We start from the raw sequence: 21,220 nt of genomic DNA, 5'->3' as shown, positions 1-21,220 counted from the left end.
GGGTATTTGAGTAGAATCAGGAGTGATTGGAGACGAAAACAGCCGAAAACCTGTGTTTAGGTTTCGGCTGTTGGAAGGAAAGGAATTTTGCAAAGGTCTCAGACTCTTATCATCGCTTCTTGTTTAGGGTATAGTATTAACGCATTGCCAGTCTTACAAAAGAGAGAAAATATGTTTAAACGCCCTGAAGAAATCATCGTCTTGATACTTGCCCTATTATGGGTCGGACTCAGCTACTACTTTGCCGCCATCCTGATTTCAGATGCCTACACCATTCTCCTGATTACCGTACTGACTTTCGTTTGGGCAGCCATCTGTTTCCTTTTATGGCAACGCAACTTAAGCCGTCATATTTGGCCGCTGTTCCTCGGCAGCCTAGTTGCCTGCTGGTGGCCGTACTTCACTTGGCTTGCAAGCGATGTTCCCGAAGGCACATGGTATTCAGGCTGGACATTCAAATCCATTATCGCCCTGATTCCAGTTGTTGCCGCTTATATTTTCAAGTGGAAGCGAAGCCGGAAAAACAAAATCTCCAATACCCTTGCCTGATACCTCGCGCCGTCTTTTTCAGACGGCGTTTTCCATATCTGACATAACGCTCAGACTGTCAACAATTCCAATAAAATGCTATACTCTTCACACGATTTAACACCCTAAAACAGGCCGTCTGAAAGACTTATCAAGATGATCAGCAAACAAGAATACCAAGCCCAAGCCGCACAAGGTTACAACCGCATTCCACTCGTTCAAGAGCTGCTTGCCGACTTGGACACACCGCTCTCAATCTACCTCAAACTTGCCAACAAGCCTTTCACCTACCTGCTCGAATCCGTTGTCGGTGGCGAACGCTTCGGCCGCTATTCCTTCATCGGCCTGCCTTGCAGCCACTATCTCAAAACCAGCGGCAAACATGTCGATGTGTATCAAAACGGCGAAATCGTCGAACAATACGACGGCAATCTCCTGCCCTTTATCGAAGCCTTCCACAACCGCTTCAAAACGCCCGAAATCCCAAGCCTGCCGCGCTTTACCGGCGGCCTAGTCGGCTACTTCGGTTATGAAACCATCTACAATTTCGAACATTTTGCCCACCGCCTGAAACATACCGCCAAAGCCGATCCCCTCGGTACGCCCGACATCCTCCTGATGCTCTCACAAGAGCTTGCGGTAGTGGATAATCTAAGCGGCAAAATCTACCTGATTGTTTATGCCGATCCGTCTCAAGCCAACGGCTACGAACGCGCACGCGAACGTCTTGAAGACATCCGTACCCAGTTACGCCAAAGTTGTGCCATCCCGCTTTCCCTCGGCAGCAAGCAAACGCAAGCAGTCAGCGAATTCGGAGAAGAACCTTTCAAAGCCTGCGTCAACAAAATCAAAGACTACATCTTTGCAGGCGACTGCATGCAGGTTGTTCCCAGCCAACGCATGAGCATGGAATTTACCGACAATCCGCTTGCTCTCTACCGCGCCTTGCGTACGCTGAACCCATCGCCATATATGTTCTACTACGATTTCGGCGATTTCCATATTGTCGGCTCTTCGCCCGAAATCCTCGTCCGCCGCGAACGCGACGATGTCATCGTCCGCCCTATCGCCGGTACACGCCTGCGCGGCAAAACACCAGCCGAAGACCTTGCCAACGAACAAGACCTGCTGAGCGATGCCAAAGAAATTGCCGAACATGTCATGTTGATTGACTTAGGACGCAACGACGTTGGCCGTATCAGTAAAACCGGAGAAGTCAAAGTCACCGACAAAATGGTGATTGAAAAATACTCTCATGTGATGCACATCGTCTCCAACGTCGAAGGCCGTCTGAAAGACGGCATGACCAACATGGACATCCTCGCCGCTACCTTCCCGGCAGGCACACTTTCCGGCGCACCCAAAGTCCGCGCCATGGAGATCATCGAAGAAGTCGAGCCGAGCAAACGCGGCATCTACGGCGGCGCAGTCGGCGTATGGAGTTTCAACAACGACATGGACTTGGCCATCGCCATCCGTACTGCCGTGATTAAAAACAATACCCTCTTCGTCCAAAGCGGCGCAGGCGTAGTTGCCGACTCCGACCCAACATCCGAATGGCAGGAAACGCAGAACAAAGCCCGAGCGGTAATACGCGCCGCGCAAATGGTGCAAGAAGGGTTGGATAAATAATCTTCAGACGGCCTGCGCTCTGAAATGACTGAACAACAAGATTATGATACTAAACGAAAAACAACTAAAATCCATCAGCAAATTCCTCAGCTTCATCTTGCGCCATCATCCCGAGCAAATCGGTATTACTTTGGATAAAGACGGCTGGGTGGATATTGATACCCTGCTGACGCAGGTAAATCATCCCGAGCGCGGCTTTACGGGCAATCCGCTGACCTATGAAGTATTGTTGGAAGTGGTCGAAAACAACGATAAAAAACGGTTTACCCTTTCTGATGACGGCAAACGCATCCGCGCTGCGCAAGGTCATTCGACGGCACAAGTTCAGATTGAACACAAAGTGGCGACACCTCCTCAAATTTTGTATCACGGTACGGCTGAACGCTCTGTTCCATCTATATTGGAACAAGGCCTGCATTCTGCCTCACGCCATTTTGTCCATCTGTCTGCCGATGCCGCAACAGCCGTCAACGTCGGCTCCCGACACGGCAAGCCGGTTGTATTGACCATTGACACTGTCGCCATGCTTGCGGCAGGACATCAATTTTATTTGGCGGACAATGGCGTATGGTTAACTGAAAACGTTCCGCCGCAATTTATCGGCAAACTTTAAAACATCAGGCCGTCTGAAGCCGTAAAACCATGTTCAGACGGCCTGCAAACCCTACCCAATTTCTTCATAAAGCGATTATCCATGAACACATCTCCCATCCTCCCTCCTGCTATGCTCGGCATTCTTGGCGGCGGACAATTAGGCAAAATGTTTACTGTTGCTGCCAAAACCATGGGCTACAAAGTAACTGTACTCGATCCCGACCCGAATGCGCCGGCAGCGGAATTTGCCGACTGCCATTTGTGCGCGCCGTTTGATGATGAAGCAGCTTTGGAAGAATTGGCAAAATGCGCGGCGGTTACGACTGAGTTTGAAAACGTCAATGCCGACGCGATGCGTTTTCTCGCCAAACATACCAATGTTTCCCCCAGCGGCGACTGCGTTGCCATCGCGCAAAACCGTATTCAGGAAAAGGCATGGATATGCAAAGCAGGCCTGCAAACCGCGCCGTATCAAGCAGTTTGCAGAGCCGAAGACATCACTGAAGAAAGCGTACAATTTCTGCCCGGCATCCTGAAAACCGCTACATTGGGCTATGACGGCAAAGGCCAAATCCGTGTAAAAACATTGGATGAACTCAAAGCCGCGTTTGCCGAACACGGCGGCGTGGATTGCGTTTTGGAAAAAATGGTGGACTTGCGCGGCGAGATTTCCGTCATCGTATGCCGTCTGAACAATGACAACGTACAAACTTTCGACCCTGCCGAAAACATTCACGAAAACGGTATCCTCGCCTACTCCATCGTCCCAGCCCGGCTGAGTGCCGACATTCAGCAACAGGCGCGACAAATGGCGCAGCGTTTGGCCGATGAATTGAACTACGTCGGCGTATTGGCAGTAGAAATGTTTGTTGTCGGCGACACGCATGAATTGGTCGTCAACGAAATCGCGCCACGTCCGCACAATTCCGGCCACCATACCATCGATGCCTGCGCGGCAGACCAATTCCAGCAACAGGTCCGCCTGATGTGCAACCTACCTCCGGCTGATACCAAATTGCTGACTTCTTGCTGTATGGCGAATATTTTAGGCGACGTTTGGAAGGAAGACGGCGGCGAACCAGAATGGCTGCCGTTGCAAAGCAACCCGAATGCACATCTGCATCTTTACGGTAAAAAAGCCGCGCGCAAAGGCCGAAAAATGGGCCACTTTACCGTCTTAGCCAATGATGCCGACAATGCGTTCCAAACCGCACAAACCTTACATCAAAGCCTGTAACCTTACCCACTTTTTTCAGACGGCCTTTGATTGCCAAAAGCCGTCTGAAATCAATTTTTCCAACCATCTGCCATGAGCCTTCTGACCATCCTCCGTCCGGCAACCGAAAAAGACTGCCAAGCCATACACAACGCCCATCTGCATGCTGTTCAATACGCCTGCATCCGCAGTTACGATGAAACCATTATGCACACATGGGAAAGTCTGCTCGACATCAACAGCTATTTGGAAACCATCTCCGATAAAAACAAAGCCTTGTGGGTGGTCGAATACAAAGGGCTGATTCAAGGCTTCTTCCAAGTCGATTTCAAAGAAGCGCAACTGGACGCCTTATACGTCCATCCGCTCTTCCACAATCTCGGCTTGGGCACGGCCCTGCTCAGCCGCGCCGAAGAAATGGCACGAAATGCAGGCCTCAGCTTTCTCAAACTGTATGCCTCGCTCAATTCCGTGCCTTTCTATCGCCTCAACCGCTACGAGTCGCTCGGTACTGCCGTGTTGCAGCTGAACAAAACCGTCCGCGTCAAATGCGAATTGATGCGCAAATACCTGTAATATTCCCCTTCCGCCGTTGCTTTTTTGAAAGAAACCGATGTCCCGAATTGCCGCCCTGCCCGACCATCTTGTCAACCAAATCGCCGCCGGCGAAGTGGTCGAACGCCCTGCCAACGCTCTGAAAGAAATCGTTGAAAACAGTATTGATGCAGGTGCGACGGCGATTGATGTTGAGCTGGCGGGCGGCGGCATCCGCCTGATTCGCGTCAGCGACAACGGCAGCGGTATCCATCCGGATGACATCGAGCTTGCGCTCCACCGCCACGCCACCAGCAAAATCAAAACCTTAAACGATTTAGAACACGTTGCCAGCATGGGCTTTCGCGGCGAAGGCTTGGCCAGTATTGCCTCCGTCAGCCGCCTAACCCTAACCAGCCGTCAAGAAGACAGTTCGCACGCGACTCAAGTCAAAGCAGAAGACGGCAAACTCAGCAGCCCCACCGCCGCCGCCCACCCCGTCGGCACCACCATCGAAGCCGCCGAACTCTTCTTCAATACCCCGGCGCGACGCAAGTTCCTCAAATCCGAAAACACCGAATACGCCCACTGCGCCACCATGCTCGAACGCCTCGCACTGGCGCATCCGCACATTGCCTTCTCACTCAAACGCGACGGCAAACAAGTATTCAAACTTCCTGCACAAAGCCTGCATGAACGTATTGCCGCCATTGTCGGCGATGATTTTCAGACGGCCTCATTGGAAATTGACAGCGGCAATGGCGCATTGCGGCTCTATGGCGCGATTGCCAAGCCGACTTTTACCAAAGGCAAAACCGACAAACAATACTGCTTCGTCAACCATCGTTTTGTCCGTGACAAAGTCATGCTCCATGCCGTCAAGCAGGCATACCGAGACGTATTGCACAACGCGCTGACGCCTGCTTTCGTCCTCTTCATCGACCTGCCGCCCGAAGCCGTGGATGTCAACGTCCACCCGACCAAAACCGAAATCCGCTTCCGCGACAGCCAGCAAGTGCACCAACTTGTGTTCCACACGCTCAACAAAGCCCTTGCTGACACGCGTGCCAACTTGACCGAAAGCGTCAGCAACGCAGGCGAAGTGTTGCATGACATTACCGGCGTTGTCTCCACACCAATGCCGTCTGAAAACGACAGCGAAAATCTGTTTGATAGCGCATCCAACTACCCGACAGGCAACAAACCTGATACACGCAATGCCTTTGGTTCATCAGGCAAAACCGCGCCCATGCCTTACCAAGCCGCGCGTACGCCGCAACAACGCAGCCTGTCTCTGCGCGAAAGCCGCGCGGCCATGAATACTTACGCCGAGCTTTACAAAAAAACTGACGACATCGACCTTGAGTTGAGCCAATTCGAGCAGGCACGTTTCGGCAATATGCCGTCTGAAACGCCTACTCCCAAAACAGATACGCCGCTTTCAGACGGCCTTCCCTCCCAATCCGAACTGCCTCCGCTCGGTTTTGCCATTGCTCAATTACTTGGCATCTACATCCTTGCCCAAGCCGAAGACAGCCTGTTGCTCATCGATATGCACGCTGCCGCCGAACGCGTCAACTACGAGAAAATGAAACGCCAACGTCAGGAAAACGGCAACCTGCAAAGCCAGCGCCTGCTTATTCCCGTAACCTTTGCCGCGTCTCACGAAGAATGCGCCGCCCTTGCCGACCATGCCGAAACGCTGGCAGGCTTTGGCTTGGAATTGTCCGACATGGGCGGCAATACCCTTGCCGTCCGTGCAGTTCCCGCTATGCTCGGTAAAGCCGACGTTGTTTCGCTGGCCAAAGATGTTTTGGGCGAACTCGCCCAAGTCGGCAGCAGCCAAACCATCGAAGAACACGAAAACCACATCCTTGCCACCATGTCCTGCCACGGCTCCGTCCGCGCCGGCCGCCAGCTTACCCTGCCGGAAATGAATGCGCTCCTGCGCGATATGGAAAACACGCCGCGCAGCAACCAGTGCAACCATGGTCGTCCGACTTGGGTCAAACTGACTTTAAAAGAATTGGATGCGTTGTTTTTACGCGGACAGTAACGCCGATAAAAAGGCCGTCTGAAAATACTTTCAGACGGCCTTTTAACTTATTAACCTTTAACGAATATCCATAGGCGCAAACGATTTCACGGTTTCATCGATTGCTTTAACACGGGTCAGGAAGTCTTCCAATTGGGCAAGCGGCAATGCGCTTGGGCCATCGCATTTGGCTTGGTCGGGATTGGCATGGGATTCGAGGAACAAACCGGCCAATCGGGTGGCCATACCGGCAAGCGCCAAGTCCAATACTTGGGCGCGACGTCCGCCTGATGCGGCGGCACCGGATTCGCGTGTTTGCAGGGAATGGGTGACGTCAAAAATAACGGGCAGGTTGTTACACGTTTTTTTCATCACGCCAAAGCCGAGCATATCGACCACCAAGTTGTCGTAGCCGAAGTTTGCGCCGCGTTCGCACAAAATGATTTGCTCATTGCCTGCTTCTTGGAATTTCTCGACGATGTTTTTCATTTGAGACGGGCTGAGGAATTGCGGTTTTTTGATGTTGATGACATTGCCGGTTTTTGCCATTGCCACCACCAAATCGGTTTGGCGCGCCAAGAAGGCCGGCAGCTGAATGACATCGCAGACTTCGGCAACCGGTTGGCATTGGTAAGGCTCGTGAACGTCGGTAATCACGGGAACGTTAAACTCGCGTTTTACCGCTTGAAAAATCTTCATGCCTTCGTCCAGACCCACACCGCGGAAAGAGTGGATGGAAGAGCGGTTTGCCTTGTCGAAAGAGGCTTTAAACACGTAAGGAATGCCGAGTTTATCGGTTACTTTAACGTATTGCTCACAGGCTTTCAGCGTAGAGTCGAGGTCTTCAAGGACATTGATGCCGCCGAAAAGGGTAAAGGGCGCATCGTTGCTGACGGTGATGTTGTTGATTTGGATATTCACGGCAAAGCCTTTCAGATAAGTTGAATTTGGGAAACAGGCCGTCTGAAACGTTTCAGACGGCCTTTGTTTGAATATTACAACACGGTGTGCGGCGGCTCATAAGAAATCACGTCGCGGATTTTATTGTTCTCATCGACGAGGACGACTTTCGGCTCATGCACTGCAATTTCGGGTTCGGACAACATGACATAAGACATGATAATTACGATGTCGCCTTTTTGAACCAAACGCGCGGCCGCGCCATTGAGGCAAACGACACCGCTGCCGCGTTCGCCGGGGATGGTGTAGGTTTCAAGGCGTTCGCCGTTGTTATTGTTGACGATGGCGACTTTTTCGTTAACGCAAATACCTGCCGCATCCAGCAGGTCTTGGTCAACGGTAATGCTGCCGACGTAGTTGAGGTCGGCTTCAGTAACGGTGGCACGGTGGATTTTGCCGCCGAGCATGGTACGGAACATGGGTTTCCTTTTTGATTGTGGGTTGATTTGCGGTTTTAACTTCTGAGAAGTTAAAACCGCTGTTTGTGTGATTGAGGATTAGTTATTGGGAAAGTCTGCTTCGTCAAACTCGGGTTCCGGGTCGCTTTGAAGGACTTTTCCGTTTAATTTCAACTCGCTGTTTTGCAGAGTCAGATGGGTTTTGACATTATCGTCTTCTAAGGTCAGATATTTCTCGCTTGCCATGCTTTTAATGGTGCTGTCTACCATCAGACGCAAGGTCTCGTTGATATCGTCGATGCTGGCGCGGCCTGCAGCTTCATCTTCGGCATTGACGCTAAACAGGCTGCTTGCTTGGTTGACGGCGAGCTGCTCCAACAATTTTTTCGGTACGCTCATGTTGAAGTCAGCTTCGGTTTTCTTCAGCATATCGCCCAAATTGTTGAGGTCTTTGGCTGCCAAACCTTTAAACGCGAGTTTGCCTCTGACATCGACATCGCCATGAGGCATAGTGAATTTGAAGGTTTTGACGTTTAAAACCGGATTGTTGGTAAACAGGCCTGAAGCCTCGTTTTTGGCCGTCTGAATCAAGGAAGCCTGAATTTCTTCTTCACTCATTTTCTTCACGGACACTTCGGCAATTTTATTTTTCAATGCCAAAAGTGATGCCGCATCCAAATGCTCGGCAGCGACGTTGATATCCAGAGGGCCGTATTTGTCTTCGCCATAAGTCAGACTTTCAAATTGGAAGCGGCCTTCGCTGTTGATGAATTTATCGACTTCGCCGGTTTGGGTATCAAAACGCAGTTTGCTGACTTCGATTTTAGACGGAGCAATTGTGCCGGTCGGATTGATGAATGCACCGATTTGCAGGTTGGTCACAAGGTTGACCAATTCGTTCAACTTAACGTTGTAATCGATGTTTTCTTTCCATTGCAACAGGAATTTATCCAGCGTAATGCTGCTCTTGCCCAAAGCAAGCAAGGTCAGGCCGTCTTCCGTTTCGGATTGGAAGCGCAGGTTTTCCAAAGACACATCGCCTTTGTCGGCCAATTTGACTTGTAAAGACGGCGCAAGGTAATCGTGGCGATAGCTTTTGAAGCCTTGGCTGTAATCGGTATTGCCGCTAAAGCCTTTCCAGTTGAGCTTGATACCGGAGAGCTCTTCATAGTCGAAGGCAGGGATATTGAGGCTAAGTTTGCCGTCGCCGGAAAGGTAAACCGTATTGGTCATGGTCAACGGCGTTTGCTGGCCGAAGAAGCGGTCCAAAACTTTTTTGGTTTCCGGATGGTATTGAAACTCGGTTTCCACGTGCGCACGCGTACCGAAGCCGCCTGCGAATGGGCCGTGTGTCACATGATTGATGACCGTAATCGGCTCTTGTAGGACGGTTTTCAAGTTGTCCGGCAGGTATTTTTGCGTATTTTGAAACAGGGTCGGTTTGAGGCGGATGACGGTCGTCTCGGTTGAACTAAACCAACCGCGATCGTATTGGTGGGACTCAACGGTCAGGAAACCGGATTCCTGCAACAGCTTTTGTTGCTCGGTCAGGCTTTCTTCCGCTTTGACACCAAGATAATAAGGCGTGCCGAGCGCAGCGGCGACAACAACGGCGGCAGTCGGGATAAGATACTTTTTCATCACTTCAAACAGATTAGGTTCAAAGCGTAAAGCATAGCATTTTTTAGCTGTTTTGTCTTATCCGCCGTTTCAGACGGCCTTTAGGTAAAGATTGTGATATTATGCAAACATAAACGATTTTTACAATTTTGGCAGACCTTACCCTGTCTGCCGAAATGTCATTAAAGGTTTGCAAATGCTTTTATTCATTGATAACTACGACAGCTTCACCTACAACATCGTCCAATACTTTGCCGAATTGGGGCAGGAAGTTTTGGTAAGCTGCAACGATGAAATCACCATCGAAGAAATCGAAGCCCTGAAACCGCAATATCTGGTCATCGGCCCCGGCCCTTGCTCCCCTAAAGAGGCAGGCATTTCTGTTGCGGCCATGCAGCACTTTGCCGGCAGGCTGCCCGTCATGGGCGTGTGCCTCGGCCATCAAACCATGGGCGAAGCATTCGGCGGCAATGTCGTGCGCGCGCAAACGATGATGCACGGCAAAGTCTCTCCCGTTTTCCATCACGGCACAGGCATGTTTAAAGGCCTGCCCAATCCGGTCAACTGCACGCGCTACCACAGCCTCGCCATCGACCGCGCCACCCTACCCGACTGCCTCGAAATTACCGCATGGACGGAAGACGGCGAAATCATGGGCGTACGCCATAAAGAATATGCCGTCGAAGGCGTACAGTTCCACCCCGAAGCCCTGCTGACCGAACACGGCCACGATATGCTGAAAAACTTCTTGGAAGAATTTAAAAACTATCGCCCGCAAAAATCTTAATGAAAGGCCGTCTGAAAGGTGTTTGACAGTGTTCAAACCGCATTTTCAGACGGCCTGAATCACACCGGACACGAACAAAGGAAAATCATGATTACCCCTCAACAAGCGATTGAACGCCTCATCAGCAACAACGAACTTTTCTACGATGAAATGACCGACCTCATGCGCCAAATCATGAGCGGCCAAGTTCCGCCCGAGCAAATCGCCGCCATCCTGACCGGCCTGCGGATTAAAGTTGAAACCGTTTCCGAGATTACCGCCGCAGCCAGCGTGATGCGCGAATTTGCCACCAAAGTGCCGCTGGAAAACGCCGATGACTTGGTCGATATTGTCGGCACAGGCGGCGACGGTGCCAAAACCTTCAATATTTCCACGACTTCCATGTTTGTCGCGGCTGCGGCAGGCGCGAAAGTCGCCAAACATGGCGGACGCTCTGTTTCTTCATCCAGCGGCGCTGCCGATGTCATGGAACAAATGGGCGCCAACCTCAACCTCAACCCCGAACAGGTCGCCCAAAGCATTCAGCAAACCGGCATCGGCTTTATGTTCGCGCCCCACCATCACAGCGCCATGCGCTATGTTGCCCCAGTCCGCCGTTCGCTCGGTTTCCGTAGCATCTTCAATATCTTGGGCCCGCTGACCAATCCTGCCGGCGCGGCAAACCAACTCTTGGGCGTGTTCCACATCGACTTGTGCGGCATTCTTTCCCGCGTATTGCAACAGCTTGGCTCCAAACATGTTTTGGTCGTGTGCGGCGAAGGCGGTTTGGATGAAATCACGCTGACCGGCAAAACCCGCGTTGCCGAACTGAAAGACGGCAAAATTACCGAATACGACATCAGCCCAGCCGATTTCGGCATGGAGGTCCGCCGCAATTTGGACGAAATCAAAGTCGAAAATGCGCAAGAATCCCTGCAAAAAATGAACGAAGTGTTGGACGGCAAAGCCGGTGCCGCACGCGATATCGTCGTCCTCAATGCCGCCGCCGCGCTCTATGCAGGAAATGTGGTTGCTTCGCTGGCAGATGGTGTCAAAGCCGCTCAAGAAGCCATCGACTCCGGCAAAGCCAAAGCCCAAAAAGACGAATTTATCGAATTTGGCAAACAGTTTGTCTAAACTTTAAAACCATAAACAAAGGCCGTCTGAAAATCTTTCAAACGGCCTTTTATTCTTTAAATATTAAAATTTGCTTTTAATATCATTAATCAAGCTTTCAGCTTTTTCTTTGGCTTCATCAACCAAATGCTCGGCTTCTTCTTTGCCTTTTTGCAAAACATCGCCTGCTTTTTCTTCAATATCGCCGACCACTTCTTTTACTTTGCCAACGCCTTGTTGAACCAAGCCCCCAGCTTCAAGTTTAGCATTGCTGGATACTTCGCCAGCCACTTCTTTTACTTTACCGCTGATTTTATCTAATTCGCCGCTCATGGTTATACTCCTGGATTAATGTTGATAAGATTAGTGCTGCATTACCTTATGTCGGGGGCTTCGTTTCAACTTTAAAGGCCGTCTGAAAGCCAAAACATGACAAAACGAGTTAAGTCAGGTTAATCCATCTGTTTCAATATCGCTTCGGCTACTGCCTCGCCTATCATCTTACTGCCGAACTCATTGAAATGAAGCCCGTCACACAGCATCACATCAGTCAAGTCCTGCTCAAACATCAGACTGTATAAATCATTGATGGCAAAGCCATATTGCTTTGCCAAATCCTCCGCCACACGGTTATAGGCCTTCAAATCAGCCAGATAGCGGCGCGAGGGTTTGACGATATTGTGTACGCTTTCCAAAAACGGCGTACTGCACGCCCAAATAATTTTTGCACCTGTCTGTTTCAGACAATCGAAAATTTGGGTCAGGTTATTGCGGTAGGTTTCTATATCGGCCCCCGGCCCGTTACAGCCTTGATTGTGGCGGATGTCGTGCAAACCGCAGTTGATGTGGATAATGTCTCCCACAGTCGCGCCCTCTGTCCATTGCCCGATATGCTCTAACACATCATGCGACGAACGGCAGTTTTCCGATGGAGAAACAATATCCACCTCAGGCAAAGCGGCGCGCGTGTAAGGCTCCGAAGCAAGCCGAACGGAATCGCCGATTAAGTAAACGGTCATTTTTGTTCTCCTCCCTTTATTTGAACCAACAGTAAGGCCGTCTGAAATATCACTTATATTATTATAAGAGTGCTATTTCAGACGGCCTTAACTTCAGTCAAGTTCTATCGTTAAATCATCAATTAACGCTGACTGTTTTTATAAAAATCAATTAATTGCTTGGCCTGCAACATGGGCAGCCCAAAACGGTCGCTCACGGCTTTCAAATCCTTCCATTCCTGACCAGTCAGATTTTGCCCAACCCATTTGAGGTTTTCCGGATTGCTTTTGATTTTCTCAAAATACGCCTGCTTGCGTTTCCAGTTGCGCGACCACACCAGCAACATGGTAAAAATACATAAAACAATCAATACAATATTGGTTAACAACATCATGTCCATACAACATACTCCCGCTTGGGCCTCAAAATCAGAAAATATGGATTAAAGGCCGTCTGAAAAAACAGTCTTCAGGCGGCCTCAGCGTGACGCTCAACGTTGCATTTCCAGCATCAATGCCTGACAAGCGGCTTCATTTTCCAAAGCACAAGATTGGCTTAATTGATTTAAACGACTGTCTCGGTCTGGTGTATTGCCTTGCGCCATCTCTGCTTTAGTTTCTTCAAGATTGGTACAGGCATTTTCATAACCGCCTTTACAGGCTCGCTCGTAGAGCTTGATCGCAGCGGCATAATCCATGCCTAAACCGCTGGACGGATTGAGATACAGATTACCCAAAACATTGCAGCCGCGCATATTGCCGCCATCGCAGGCTTTTTTCAGAAACGGATAAGCATGAGCAGGCGCTTCAAGATAATCACGCGTCCAAATGGCCGCAGTGACACAACTTTCCAGATTGTTCCGATTGCATTCTCGTATCAGCTTATCGTGCTGCTTCTCGCTGTAATCCCCAGCCTGCACGCTAAACCCAGTAACAACCAATGCCAAGCCAAACAATAAACGAAGTGTTTTCATCTGATTATTCCTTCAAAAATACTTGATGACAGGCCATCTGAAAAAACAGTCTTCAGACGGCCTTTATATTATCACTCAATATTCACCCGTTTCAGGCGCAAGGCATTACTCAATACTGAAACCGAGCTTGCCGCCATTGCCGCGCCTGCGATGACGGGGTTTAAAAAGCCGAGCGCGGCGAGCGGGATGCCTAATATGTTGTAGAAGAAGGCGAAAAACAGGTTTTGCTTGATGTTTTTCAACGTCGCCTGCGATACCAACAGGGCATCGGCGAGTTGGTTGACCGAATGCTGCATCAACGTCGCAGATGCGGTGTGTTCGGCAACATCCGCACCGCCTTTCATCGCAAAGCTGACGTTGGCGGCAGCGAGCGCGGGCGCGTCGTTGATGCCGTCGCCGACCATCGCCACGGTTTTGCCGGCGGCTTTGAGTTTCTGCACTTCGGCGGCTTTATCGCGCGGACTCATATTACCGAAGGCGTGTGCGATGCCCAGTTGTTTGGCAACATATTCGACCGTGCCTTGGTTGTCGCCGCTCATAATATAGACATCGATATTGTGTTTTTTCAGACGGCCTACGGCTTCGGCGGTATCGGCTTTCAACGCGTCTGCAAGTGCGAATGCACCGATAGGTTTGTTATCGACTGAGACTACAACAATGCTTGCAATGTCCCAAACGCCGTCTGAAAACTTCGGCAAGGTCAGTTCGGCAAATTCGGCTTTGCCTGCTTTCACCAAACCCACGCCTTCCACTTCGGCGGTAATACCTGCGCCGACAACGGTTTGCGCGTTTTGTGCGGTAGGAATATCCAAACCGCGCGCTTGGGCGGCGGAGACGATGGCTCGGGCGAGCGGATGAGCGGCGTTTTGTTCGACGGCGGCGGCGATGCGGTACAAAGCGTCTTCGTCAAAGCCGCTGTCGGGAACGCAATAAACGGCGGCAACCTGCGGCCTGCCTTCGGTCAGCGTGCCGGTTTTGTCCAACACGACGGCATCGACGTGAGCGGCTTCTTCCATTGCCGCCGCATCTTTAAACCAAATACCGTGTTTCACTGCTTTGCCCATGCCGACCATAATCGCGGCGGGCGTCGCCAGACCGAGCGCGCACGGACAAGCAATCACCAAAACGGCAACGGCGTGCATCAACGCAACCGTCCAATCGCCTTTCACCAGCCAAGTGGCGATAAAAGTCAGAAGCGCGATGCCCACGACGGCAGGCACAAACACCGCCGCCGCTTTATCGGCTACGCGCGCAATCGGTGCTTTACTGCCTTGTGCTTCAGAGAGCGCATTCATCATGTCGCCGAGCAGGGTTTGGCTGCCGAGCTGCGTAGCGCGGTATACCACGCTGCCTTCGGTCATCAGCGCACCTGCCAACACTTTGCCGCCCACCTTTTTCTCTTCGGGGTTGGATTCGCCGGTAAGATGGCTCTCGTCCGCCCAACCGCTGCCGCTCTCGATGATGCCGTCGGCGGCAATGCGTTCGCCGTGGTTGGCGCGGATAAGGTCGCCGATTTGCACTTGGTCGATGGGCAGTTGTTTCCATTCACCATCGCGTTGCACGTTGACTTGGGTCGGCGTGAGTTTGAGCAGCAAGCCCAAGCTGTTGAGGCTAGATTTTTTGGTGCGGTGTTCCAAAAATTTGCCCAGCGACACAAAACCGATCACCATCACGCCTACTTCAAAATACACGTGTGCCATGCCGTGCGCCGCGTGCGGGCTGAAAAACAGCATATAAACGGAATACAGGTAAATCGATACCGTGCCAATGGTAACCAGCACGTCCATGTTCGCCAACCCGCCCTTAATGCTTGCCCACGCGCTTTTGTAAAACGGCACCGCCAGCCAAAGCTGCACCACGCTTGCCAGCACAAATTGCCATACAGGCGGAATCATCCAATCGTGCCGCCCGATCATCATCCCTGCCATGCCGATAAGGAACGGGATGTTGATGACCAGTAAAAGCCACAGCCTCCAGCCGATATGGTGTTCTGCTTCGGCGTGCGGCAATGTATCTTCCGTTTTTTCCTTTGCGCCGTAACCGGTTTTCTCAATGATTTTGGCAATGTCGGCTGCGGAAGTTTTGCTGTCGTCAAACGTAACCTGCGCCTCCTCGCTGGCGAAGTTCACCCCCGCCGATTCGACAAAATCTTTTTTGTTCAACACTTTTTCAATACGCGAAGCGCAGGCCTGACAGGTCATGCCTTCGATTTGGAAACGGACTTTTTGTTGCACGGCAAAGCCTCCTATTGATTGTTTGGCGGGTGTTTTTCGTGTTTATGTATTATCAAACGAAAACGACATAATGGCAAAAAGTAAGTTATCAAGAGACAAAGGCCGTCTGAAGCGTTTCAGACGGCCTTTATTCAAAATACGCTTATCGGTTACAAAGCCACGTCGTAGCCGCCGTCTTCTACGGCATCAATCAGCGCGTCGGCATCTGTCTTGCTTTCATCAAAAGTAATCACTGCATTTTTATTTTCCAGGCTGACTTCTGCTTTTTCCACGCCTTCTACGCCTTCCAAAAGACGGGTTACGCTTTTCACGCAGCCGCCGCAGGTCATGCCGTCGATGTTGAGGGTAACAGTTTGCATTTGTATTTCCTTTCATTCCAACAAATATGGTTGCCAAATACTTTACTCCTTACACAAACAGCTTGCAAATTCTTCATTAAGGCCGTCTGAAAAATGCAGATAGGCGTACAATAACACCCTTTGCTTCATCAAACGGACATAATAATGACTTCAACATTCAAACAATGGGTTAGTGTATGCGCGCTGGCGGTGGGTGCGTTTATTTTCAATACCACCGAATACATTCCGATTGCGCTTTTGAGCGACATCGGTCAGAGCTTTGGCAAACCGGCAACGGAAGTGGGCATGATGATTACGGTGTATGCGTGGATTGTTGCGCTCCTATCGCTGCCGCTGATGCTGATGACGAAAAACATCGAACGGCGCAAATTATTGCTGATGCTGTTTGCACTGTTTGCGCTGTTTCACGCGCTGTCGTTTTTTTCTTGGAACTTCAACATCCTTTTAGTCAGCCGTATCGGGATTGCGCTGACACATGCGGTCTTTTGGTCGATTACTGCTTCTTTGGCGGTACGGCTTGCGCCCACCGGAAAAACCAATCAGGCTTTGGGCTTGCTCAGTACGGGTACGGTTTTAGCGATGGTTTTGGGTATTCCGCTGGGGCGCGTGGTCGGGCAATACTTCGGCTGGCAGCTCAGCTTCCTGCTGATCGGTGTCTGCGCTGCCGGCGTAATGCTGGTGTTGGCCAAAAACCTGCCTGCTTTACCCAGCCAAAATACCGGCTCTTTAAGCAGCCTGCCGAGTCTGTTCAAACGCCGCAATCTGATGCTGCTTTATGCCATGACGGTGTTGATTATTACGGCACATTTCACGGCATACAGCTATATCGAGCCTTTTGTGTTGCAAGTTGGCGGATTTAAGGCTGAACAAGTTACCATCGTTTTGAGCCTGTACGGTTTGGCAGGCTTTGCCGCTTCTTATCTGTTTGGCAAATGGTTTGCCAAATCGCAACGTTTGTTTATGCTCGGCGCAGTGGCAGTCATCCTGCTCTCTGCCCTGCTGCTTCTGCCGTTTGCCTCTTTCCCGTATGCGGTGTACGCGCTGGTGTTTATTTGGGGCGTGGCCATCGTCATTGTCAGCTTGGGCATGGTGTCGAAAGTCTTGGCATTTGCCTCGGATGCAACTGATGTGGCCAACTCGATTTATTCAGGTTTGTACAACGTCGGTATCGGCGGCGGTGCGCTTTTGGGGCATTATGTGACCACTTGGTTCGGCCTTTCCAATATCGGCATTGCCGGAGCCTTGCTGGCAGCGGCAGGTCTGGCCGTTTGCGGTTTGTTGTTTAAGGAACAAGACAATCTGACGCAAAACGTTTAAATCCATATAAATCAGGATGGTATTACTGACCCGGCCGTAATGTTGGCAGTTTACCGATTTGTCCTAATTCTTATTAACTCACGATGGGCCTTCATTCCGCCGGATAAGCAGTTTTCTTGCTGCTTATCCGGCTTTCATTTCATTTCTAAAAAACAATTTACAATTTGTTTACACTACATCAAATTACAAATATACTGTCGCCTATTAGGCCGTCTGAACGTACGGCTGAAAAGAAAAACCAATCATGTTTCAGAGGAATACATCATGGACTTAAACGCCAAGGATAAGACTCAGCATCCTGAGAACGTCGAGCTTCTCAGTGCACAGAAGCCGATTACCGACTTTAAAGGACTGCTGACGACCATTATCTCTGCTGTTGTCTGCTTCGGCATTTATTACATCCTTCCCTACAGCCCCGATGCTAACAAAGGTATCGCGTTGTTGATTTTCGTTGCCGCGCTTTGGTTTACCGAAGCCGTCCACATTACGGTAACCGCATTGATGGTGCCGATTCTCGCTGTCGTACTCGGTTTCCCGGATATGGACATCAAAAAAGCGATGGCAGGTTTCTCCGACCCGACGATTTACATCTTCTTCGGCGGCTTCGCACTTGCTACCGCACTGCACATGCAGCGTCTCGACCGTAAAATCGCCGTCAGCCTGTTGCGCCTGTCGCGCGGCAATATGAAAGTGGCCGTGTTGATGCTGTTTGCCGTTACCGCCTTCCTGTCTATGTGGATCAGCAACACCGCAACCGCCGCCATGATGCTGCCTTTGGCAATGGGTATGATGAGCCACCTCGATCAAGAAAAAGAACGCAAAACCTACGTTTTCGTCCTGCTCGGTATCGCCTACTGCGCCAGTATCGGCGGCTTGGGCACCGTGGTCGGTTCTCCGCCGAACATGATTGCCGCCAAAGCGCTGAACTTGGACTTCGTCGGCTGGATGAAGCTCGGCCTGCCGATGATGCTGTTGATTCTGCCGCTGATGCTCTTCTCCATGTACGTCATCCTCAAACCTAATTTGAACGAGCGCGTGGAAGTTAAAGCCGAATCTATCCCTTGGACTTTGCACCGCGTTATCGCGCTGTTGATTTTCTTGGCCGCCGCCATCGCTTGGGTATTCAGCTCCAAAATCAAAGCCGCATTCGGTATTTCCAACCCTGATACCGTTATTGCCCTGATTGCCGCCGTTGCCGTCGTCGTATTCGGCGTGGCGCAATGGAAAGAGGTTGCCCGCAATACAGACTGGGGTGTATTGATGCTCTTCGGTGGCGGTATCAGCTTGAGCGCGTTGCTGCAATCTTCCGGTGCATCTGAAGCACTGGGTCAGCAAGTTGCTTCCACATTCTCCCATTCTCCTGCATTGCTGGTGATTTTCGTGGTTGCCACCTTCATCATCTTCCTGACCGAGTTCACCAGTAACACGGCTTCCGCCGCCCTTCTTGTGCCTATTTTCGCCAGCATCGCCGCGCAAATGGGTCTGCCCGAACAAGTCTTGGTATTCGTCATCGGTGTCGGCGCATCTTGTGCCTTCATGTTGCCGGTTGCCACACCGCCTAACGCGATTGTGTTCGGTACAGGCTTAATCAAGCAACGCGAAATGATGAATGTCGGCTTATTGCTGAACATCCTCTGCGTAGTATTGGTTGCTCTGTGGGCTTATGCTGTACTGATGTAAACCATCGACCTAAACAACAAGGCCGTCTGAAAGAATATTTTTCAGACGGCCTTGAAGTTTGTCGTTCAGACACAATTTAACAAATAATTAAAACCGGATTCTAACGAAAGGAAACCCATGATTATCCTGCATACCAACAAAGGCGACATCAAAATCGAACTCGATTTCGACAAAGCCCCCGTTACTGCTAAAAACTTCGAGCAATACGTTAAAGACGGCTTCTACGACGGCGTAATCTTCCACCGCGTTATCAAAGGCTTTATGATTCAAGGCGGCGGCATGGATGAAAACATGAACGAAAAAGAAACCCGCGATCCGATTCAAAACGAAGCGTCCAACGGTTTACCTAACGAAAAATACACCATCGCCATGGCGCGTACTTCCGATCCTCATTCTGCCAGCGCGCAATTCTTCATCAACACTGCCGACAACGCTTTCTTGAACTTCCGTTCTAAAGAGTTGTACGGCAAAACCGTCGTTCAAGACTGGGGCTATGCCGTATTCGGTAAAGTCGTTGACGGTTTTGACGTTGTCGATGCCATCGAAGGCGTTTCTACCAAACGTCACGGCTACCACGACGACGTACCGAGCGAACCTGTCATCATCACTAAAGCCGAAGTGGTTTAATTGATTTGATTTCCCATAAAAACAGCCTGTCCGAATTAAAAACGGACAGGCTGTTTTTCAATAATGATGCATACCGTCACACATCATAAGTACCGACCACGCATGCCGAATCCAAGACATGACCCTGCATGGCAAAATGCAGCTCATTAAAGCGGAAACCGCGCGGTAAATCCAAAACAGTATCCAGCGCGTACACAATCAGTTCATAACGATGGCGGTTGTTCGGTGGTGCCATACCGCCGTAAAAAGAAGCCTCTTCAATTTCAAATTTACCCAACGCACTCGCCCAAGTGTTCGCGCCCTGTGTGAAATCTGTTGCAGAAATACTTTCATTTTCTGCCACGGAAGTACGTTTCAAATCCGAAATCAACCAATGCGTCCATACGAAGCCCGATGCTGAAATGGCATCTTTGTCTTCCAACACCACGGCAAACGATTTTGTTCCTTCCGGCGCATCTTCGATCTCAAAAGGAATCGAATAAGTAGGCATACCGCTCGGGCTGAACTGGCTGCCGCGCTTGCCGTATTTGTCTTCAAATTCGCCGTTGACAATAGCCTTACTGCTGACTTTCATCTTATATCTCCCAATAGTAGGTTGGCTCATTCTAACAAACACCAAGGCTGTCTGAAAGATACTGCCGTTTTCACTTTCCCGATGTCGCATTTTCAGACGGCCTCAAGCAATATTCACAATTCGATCAAACACATTTGGCATTCCATAGTATAATCCGCCGCATGAAAACTACACAGGATACGCATTATGGATTGGAAAGGCCGTGAACAAAGCCAAAACGTCGAAGATCGCCGCGGAAGCCGTGGCGGCGGCGGTGGCGGTAAAACGCCGGGCATACTCGGCATTATCGTGGTTTTGATCGGCGCATATTACGGCGTGGATTTGAGCGGTTTGGTTGGCGGCTCATCTTCGATGGGCATTCCTACCCAGCAAGCTTCCCGACTCGACAGCCAACAAGAAGCCGAGTTGAAAGAACTGTCCCGTGTCGTCCTTGCTGATACCGAAAAAGCATGGAGTAAATATTTCCAGCAACACGGCCAACACTACACACCGACAACCATGGTGTTGTATGAAGGCAGTACGTCCACCGCCTGCGGTACGGGCCAATCTGCCATGGGCCCGTTTTACTGTCCGGGCGACCAAAAAGTTTATTTGGATTTGAGTTTCTACGAAGACATGCGCACCAAGCTCGAATCCGCCAGCGATGCCGCGTTTGCCTACGTTATTGCCCATGAAGTCGGCCATCACGTTCAAAACCTGCTCGGCATTCTGCCTAAAGTCCACAAAATGCAACAGAAAGTCAGCAAAAAAGAGGCCAATGCCCTTTCCGTCAAACTCGAATTGCAGGCCGACTGTTTCGCTGGTATTTGGGGACACTACGCCATCAACAACAATATCTTCAAAACAGAAGACATTCAAAAAGCGATGCTTGCCGCCGAATCCGTCGGTGACGACCGCTTGCAGAAACAGGCTCAGGGCTATGTCGTTCCCGACAGCTTTACCCATGGCTCGTCCGAAGAACGCATGACTTGGCTCAAGCGCGGTTTGGAAAGCGGCGACATCAACCAGTGCAACACTTTCAACAATTGATTCGTCCAAACAACACTGTTCTTTGATGT

22 protein-coding genes are annotated in these 21,220 nt (G+C 50.6%); 12 read left to right on the top strand and 10 right to left on the bottom strand.

The features are described from left to right. The first annotated feature begins 171 nt into the window (after positions 1-171). The 6 genes from O3682_RS03570 (at position 172) to mutL (ending at position 6,560) form a co-directional block, all read left to right on the top strand. Positions 172-549, top strand: a complete 378-nt coding sequence (locus tag O3682_RS03570; RefSeq protein ID WP_003683408.1) for a hypothetical protein — start codon at positions 172-174, stop codon at positions 547-549. Between the two features lie 135 nt (positions 550-684). Continuing rightward, positions 685-2,160, top strand: coding sequence for an anthranilate synthase component I (gene trpE, locus O3682_RS03565; RefSeq protein ID WP_371508479.1), 1,476 nt, complete (start codon positions 685-687; stop codon positions 2,158-2,160). Between the two features lie 43 nt (positions 2,161-2,203). Further along, positions 2,204-2,773, top strand: a complete 570-nt coding sequence (locus O3682_RS03560; RefSeq protein WP_371508477.1) for an RNA 2'-phosphotransferase — start codon at positions 2,204-2,206, stop codon at positions 2,771-2,773. A gap of 81 nt (positions 2,774-2,854) precedes the next feature. After that, a complete protein-coding gene (locus O3682_RS03555; RefSeq protein WP_371508475.1) occupies positions 2,855-3,991 on the top strand; it encodes a 5-(carboxyamino)imidazole ribonucleotide synthase in 1,137 nt (378 codons plus the stop codon). Between the two features lie 72 nt (positions 3,992-4,063). Continuing rightward, positions 4,064-4,546 (top strand): GNAT family N-acetyltransferase, encoded by a 483-nt coding sequence (locus O3682_RS03550; protein WP_371508473.1) that lies wholly within the window; start codon positions 4,064-4,066, stop codon positions 4,544-4,546. Between the two features lie 37 nt (positions 4,547-4,583). Then, positions 4,584-6,560: a DNA mismatch repair endonuclease MutL gene (gene mutL / locus O3682_RS03545; protein WP_371508471.1), complete on the top strand. Its 1,977-nt coding sequence runs from the start codon at positions 4,584-4,586 to the stop codon at positions 6,558-6,560. A gap of 57 nt (positions 6,561-6,617) precedes the next feature. On the opposite strand, the gene kdsA is transcribed toward mutL, so the two are convergent. From kdsA to O3682_RS03530, 3 genes are all read right to left on the bottom strand, one after another. Next, on the bottom strand, positions 6,618-7,460 hold the full coding sequence (kdsA, locus tag O3682_RS03540; protein ID WP_036472435.1) for a 3-deoxy-8-phosphooctulonate synthase: 843 nt from the start codon (positions 7,458-7,460) through the stop codon (positions 6,618-6,620). Between the two features lie 74 nt (positions 7,461-7,534). Beyond that, positions 7,535-7,918 (bottom strand): aspartate 1-decarboxylase, encoded by a 384-nt coding sequence (gene panD, locus O3682_RS03535; protein ID WP_219088650.1) that lies wholly within the window; start codon positions 7,916-7,918, stop codon positions 7,535-7,537. Positions 7,919-7,996: 78 nt separating this feature from the next. After that, complete coding sequence (locus O3682_RS03530) at positions 7,997-9,538, bottom strand: YdgA family protein (RefSeq protein ID WP_371508468.1); 1,542 nt, start codon at positions 9,536-9,538, stop codon at positions 7,997-7,999. Positions 9,539-9,713: 175 nt separating this feature from the next. Between O3682_RS03530 and O3682_RS03525 the strand changes: the two genes are divergently transcribed. Together O3682_RS03525 and trpD are read left to right on the top strand one after the other, a co-directional pair. Further along, entirely contained in the window at positions 9,714-10,304 is a 591-nt protein-coding gene (locus O3682_RS03525) for an aminodeoxychorismate/anthranilate synthase component II (protein WP_371508466.1), read from the top strand. An 87-nt stretch (positions 10,305-10,391) separates the two neighbouring features. Further along, complete coding sequence (trpD, locus tag O3682_RS03520) at positions 10,392-11,420, top strand: anthranilate phosphoribosyltransferase (protein ID WP_371508465.1); 1,029 nt, start codon at positions 10,392-10,394, stop codon at positions 11,418-11,420. 63 nt (positions 11,421-11,483) lie between these two features. Here the strand turns inward: trpD and O3682_RS03515 are convergent, their stop codons facing one another. The 6 genes from O3682_RS03515 to O3682_RS03490 form a co-directional block, all read right to left on the bottom strand. Next, complete coding sequence (locus tag O3682_RS03515) at positions 11,484-11,732, bottom strand: CsbD family protein (RefSeq protein ID WP_371508464.1); 249 nt, start codon at positions 11,730-11,732, stop codon at positions 11,484-11,486. A 119-nt stretch (positions 11,733-11,851) separates the two neighbouring features. Further along, the gene (locus O3682_RS03510) at positions 11,852-12,418 is read right to left on the bottom strand and encodes an SGNH/GDSL hydrolase family protein (protein WP_371508462.1); all 567 of its coding nucleotides are present in this window, start codon (positions 12,416-12,418) and stop codon (positions 11,852-11,854) included. A gap of 122 nt (positions 12,419-12,540) precedes the next feature. Beyond that, positions 12,541-12,798, bottom strand: coding sequence for a hypothetical protein (locus tag O3682_RS03505; RefSeq protein WP_371508460.1), 258 nt, complete (start codon positions 12,796-12,798; stop codon positions 12,541-12,543). A 90-nt stretch (positions 12,799-12,888) separates the two neighbouring features. Then, entirely contained in the window at positions 12,889-13,371 is a 483-nt protein-coding gene (locus O3682_RS03500; RefSeq protein WP_371508458.1) for an SEL1-like repeat protein, read from the bottom strand. A gap of 71 nt (positions 13,372-13,442) precedes the next feature. Beyond that, on the bottom strand, positions 13,443-15,605 hold the full coding sequence (locus O3682_RS03495) for a heavy metal translocating P-type ATPase (RefSeq protein WP_371508456.1): 2,163 nt from the start codon (positions 15,603-15,605) through the stop codon (positions 13,443-13,445). Positions 15,606-15,754: 149 nt separating this feature from the next. Then, complete coding sequence (locus tag O3682_RS03490) at positions 15,755-15,964, bottom strand: heavy-metal-associated domain-containing protein (protein ID WP_049344680.1); 210 nt, start codon at positions 15,962-15,964, stop codon at positions 15,755-15,757. Positions 15,965-16,108: 144 nt separating this feature from the next. On the opposite strand from O3682_RS03490, the gene O3682_RS03485 reads away from it, so the two are divergent. The 3 genes from O3682_RS03485 to O3682_RS03475 all read left to right on the top strand — a co-directional run bounded on the left by O3682_RS03485 (position 16,109) and on the right by O3682_RS03475 (position 19,588). Next, positions 16,109-17,281 carry a sugar transporter gene (locus O3682_RS03485; protein WP_371508454.1) on the top strand — a complete coding sequence of 391 codons (1,173 nt, stop codon included), beginning with the start codon at positions 16,109-16,111 and terminating at the stop codon, positions 17,279-17,281. Between the two features lie 264 nt (positions 17,282-17,545). Continuing rightward, positions 17,546-18,961, top strand: a complete 1,416-nt coding sequence (locus O3682_RS03480) for an SLC13 family permease (protein ID WP_371508452.1) — start codon at positions 17,546-17,548, stop codon at positions 18,959-18,961. Between the two features lie 117 nt (positions 18,962-19,078). Next, the gene (locus tag O3682_RS03475) at positions 19,079-19,588 is read left to right on the top strand and encodes a peptidylprolyl isomerase (RefSeq protein WP_004519830.1); all 510 of its coding nucleotides are present in this window, start codon (positions 19,079-19,081) and stop codon (positions 19,586-19,588) included. 76 nt (positions 19,589-19,664) lie between these two features. On the opposite strand, the gene O3682_RS03470 is transcribed toward O3682_RS03475, so the two are convergent. Continuing rightward, complete coding sequence (locus O3682_RS03470) at positions 19,665-20,162, bottom strand: YbhB/YbcL family Raf kinase inhibitor-like protein (protein WP_219088661.1); 498 nt, start codon at positions 20,160-20,162, stop codon at positions 19,665-19,667. A gap of 186 nt (positions 20,163-20,348) precedes the next feature. Here O3682_RS03470 and ypfJ point away from each other — a divergent pair, with 186 nt between their 5' ends. Next, entirely contained in the window at positions 20,349-21,191 is an 843-nt protein-coding gene (gene ypfJ / locus O3682_RS03465; protein ID WP_371508450.1) for a KPN_02809 family neutral zinc metallopeptidase, read from the top strand. Positions 21,192-21,220: the final 29 nt, after the last annotated feature.

It is taken from the genome of Neisseria sp. 27098_8_112 (assembly GCF_041433235.1).
GTDB lineage: Bacteria > Pseudomonadota > Gammaproteobacteria > Burkholderiales > Neisseriaceae > Neisseria.
This window is presented reverse-complemented; position numbering and strand designations above follow the sequence as displayed.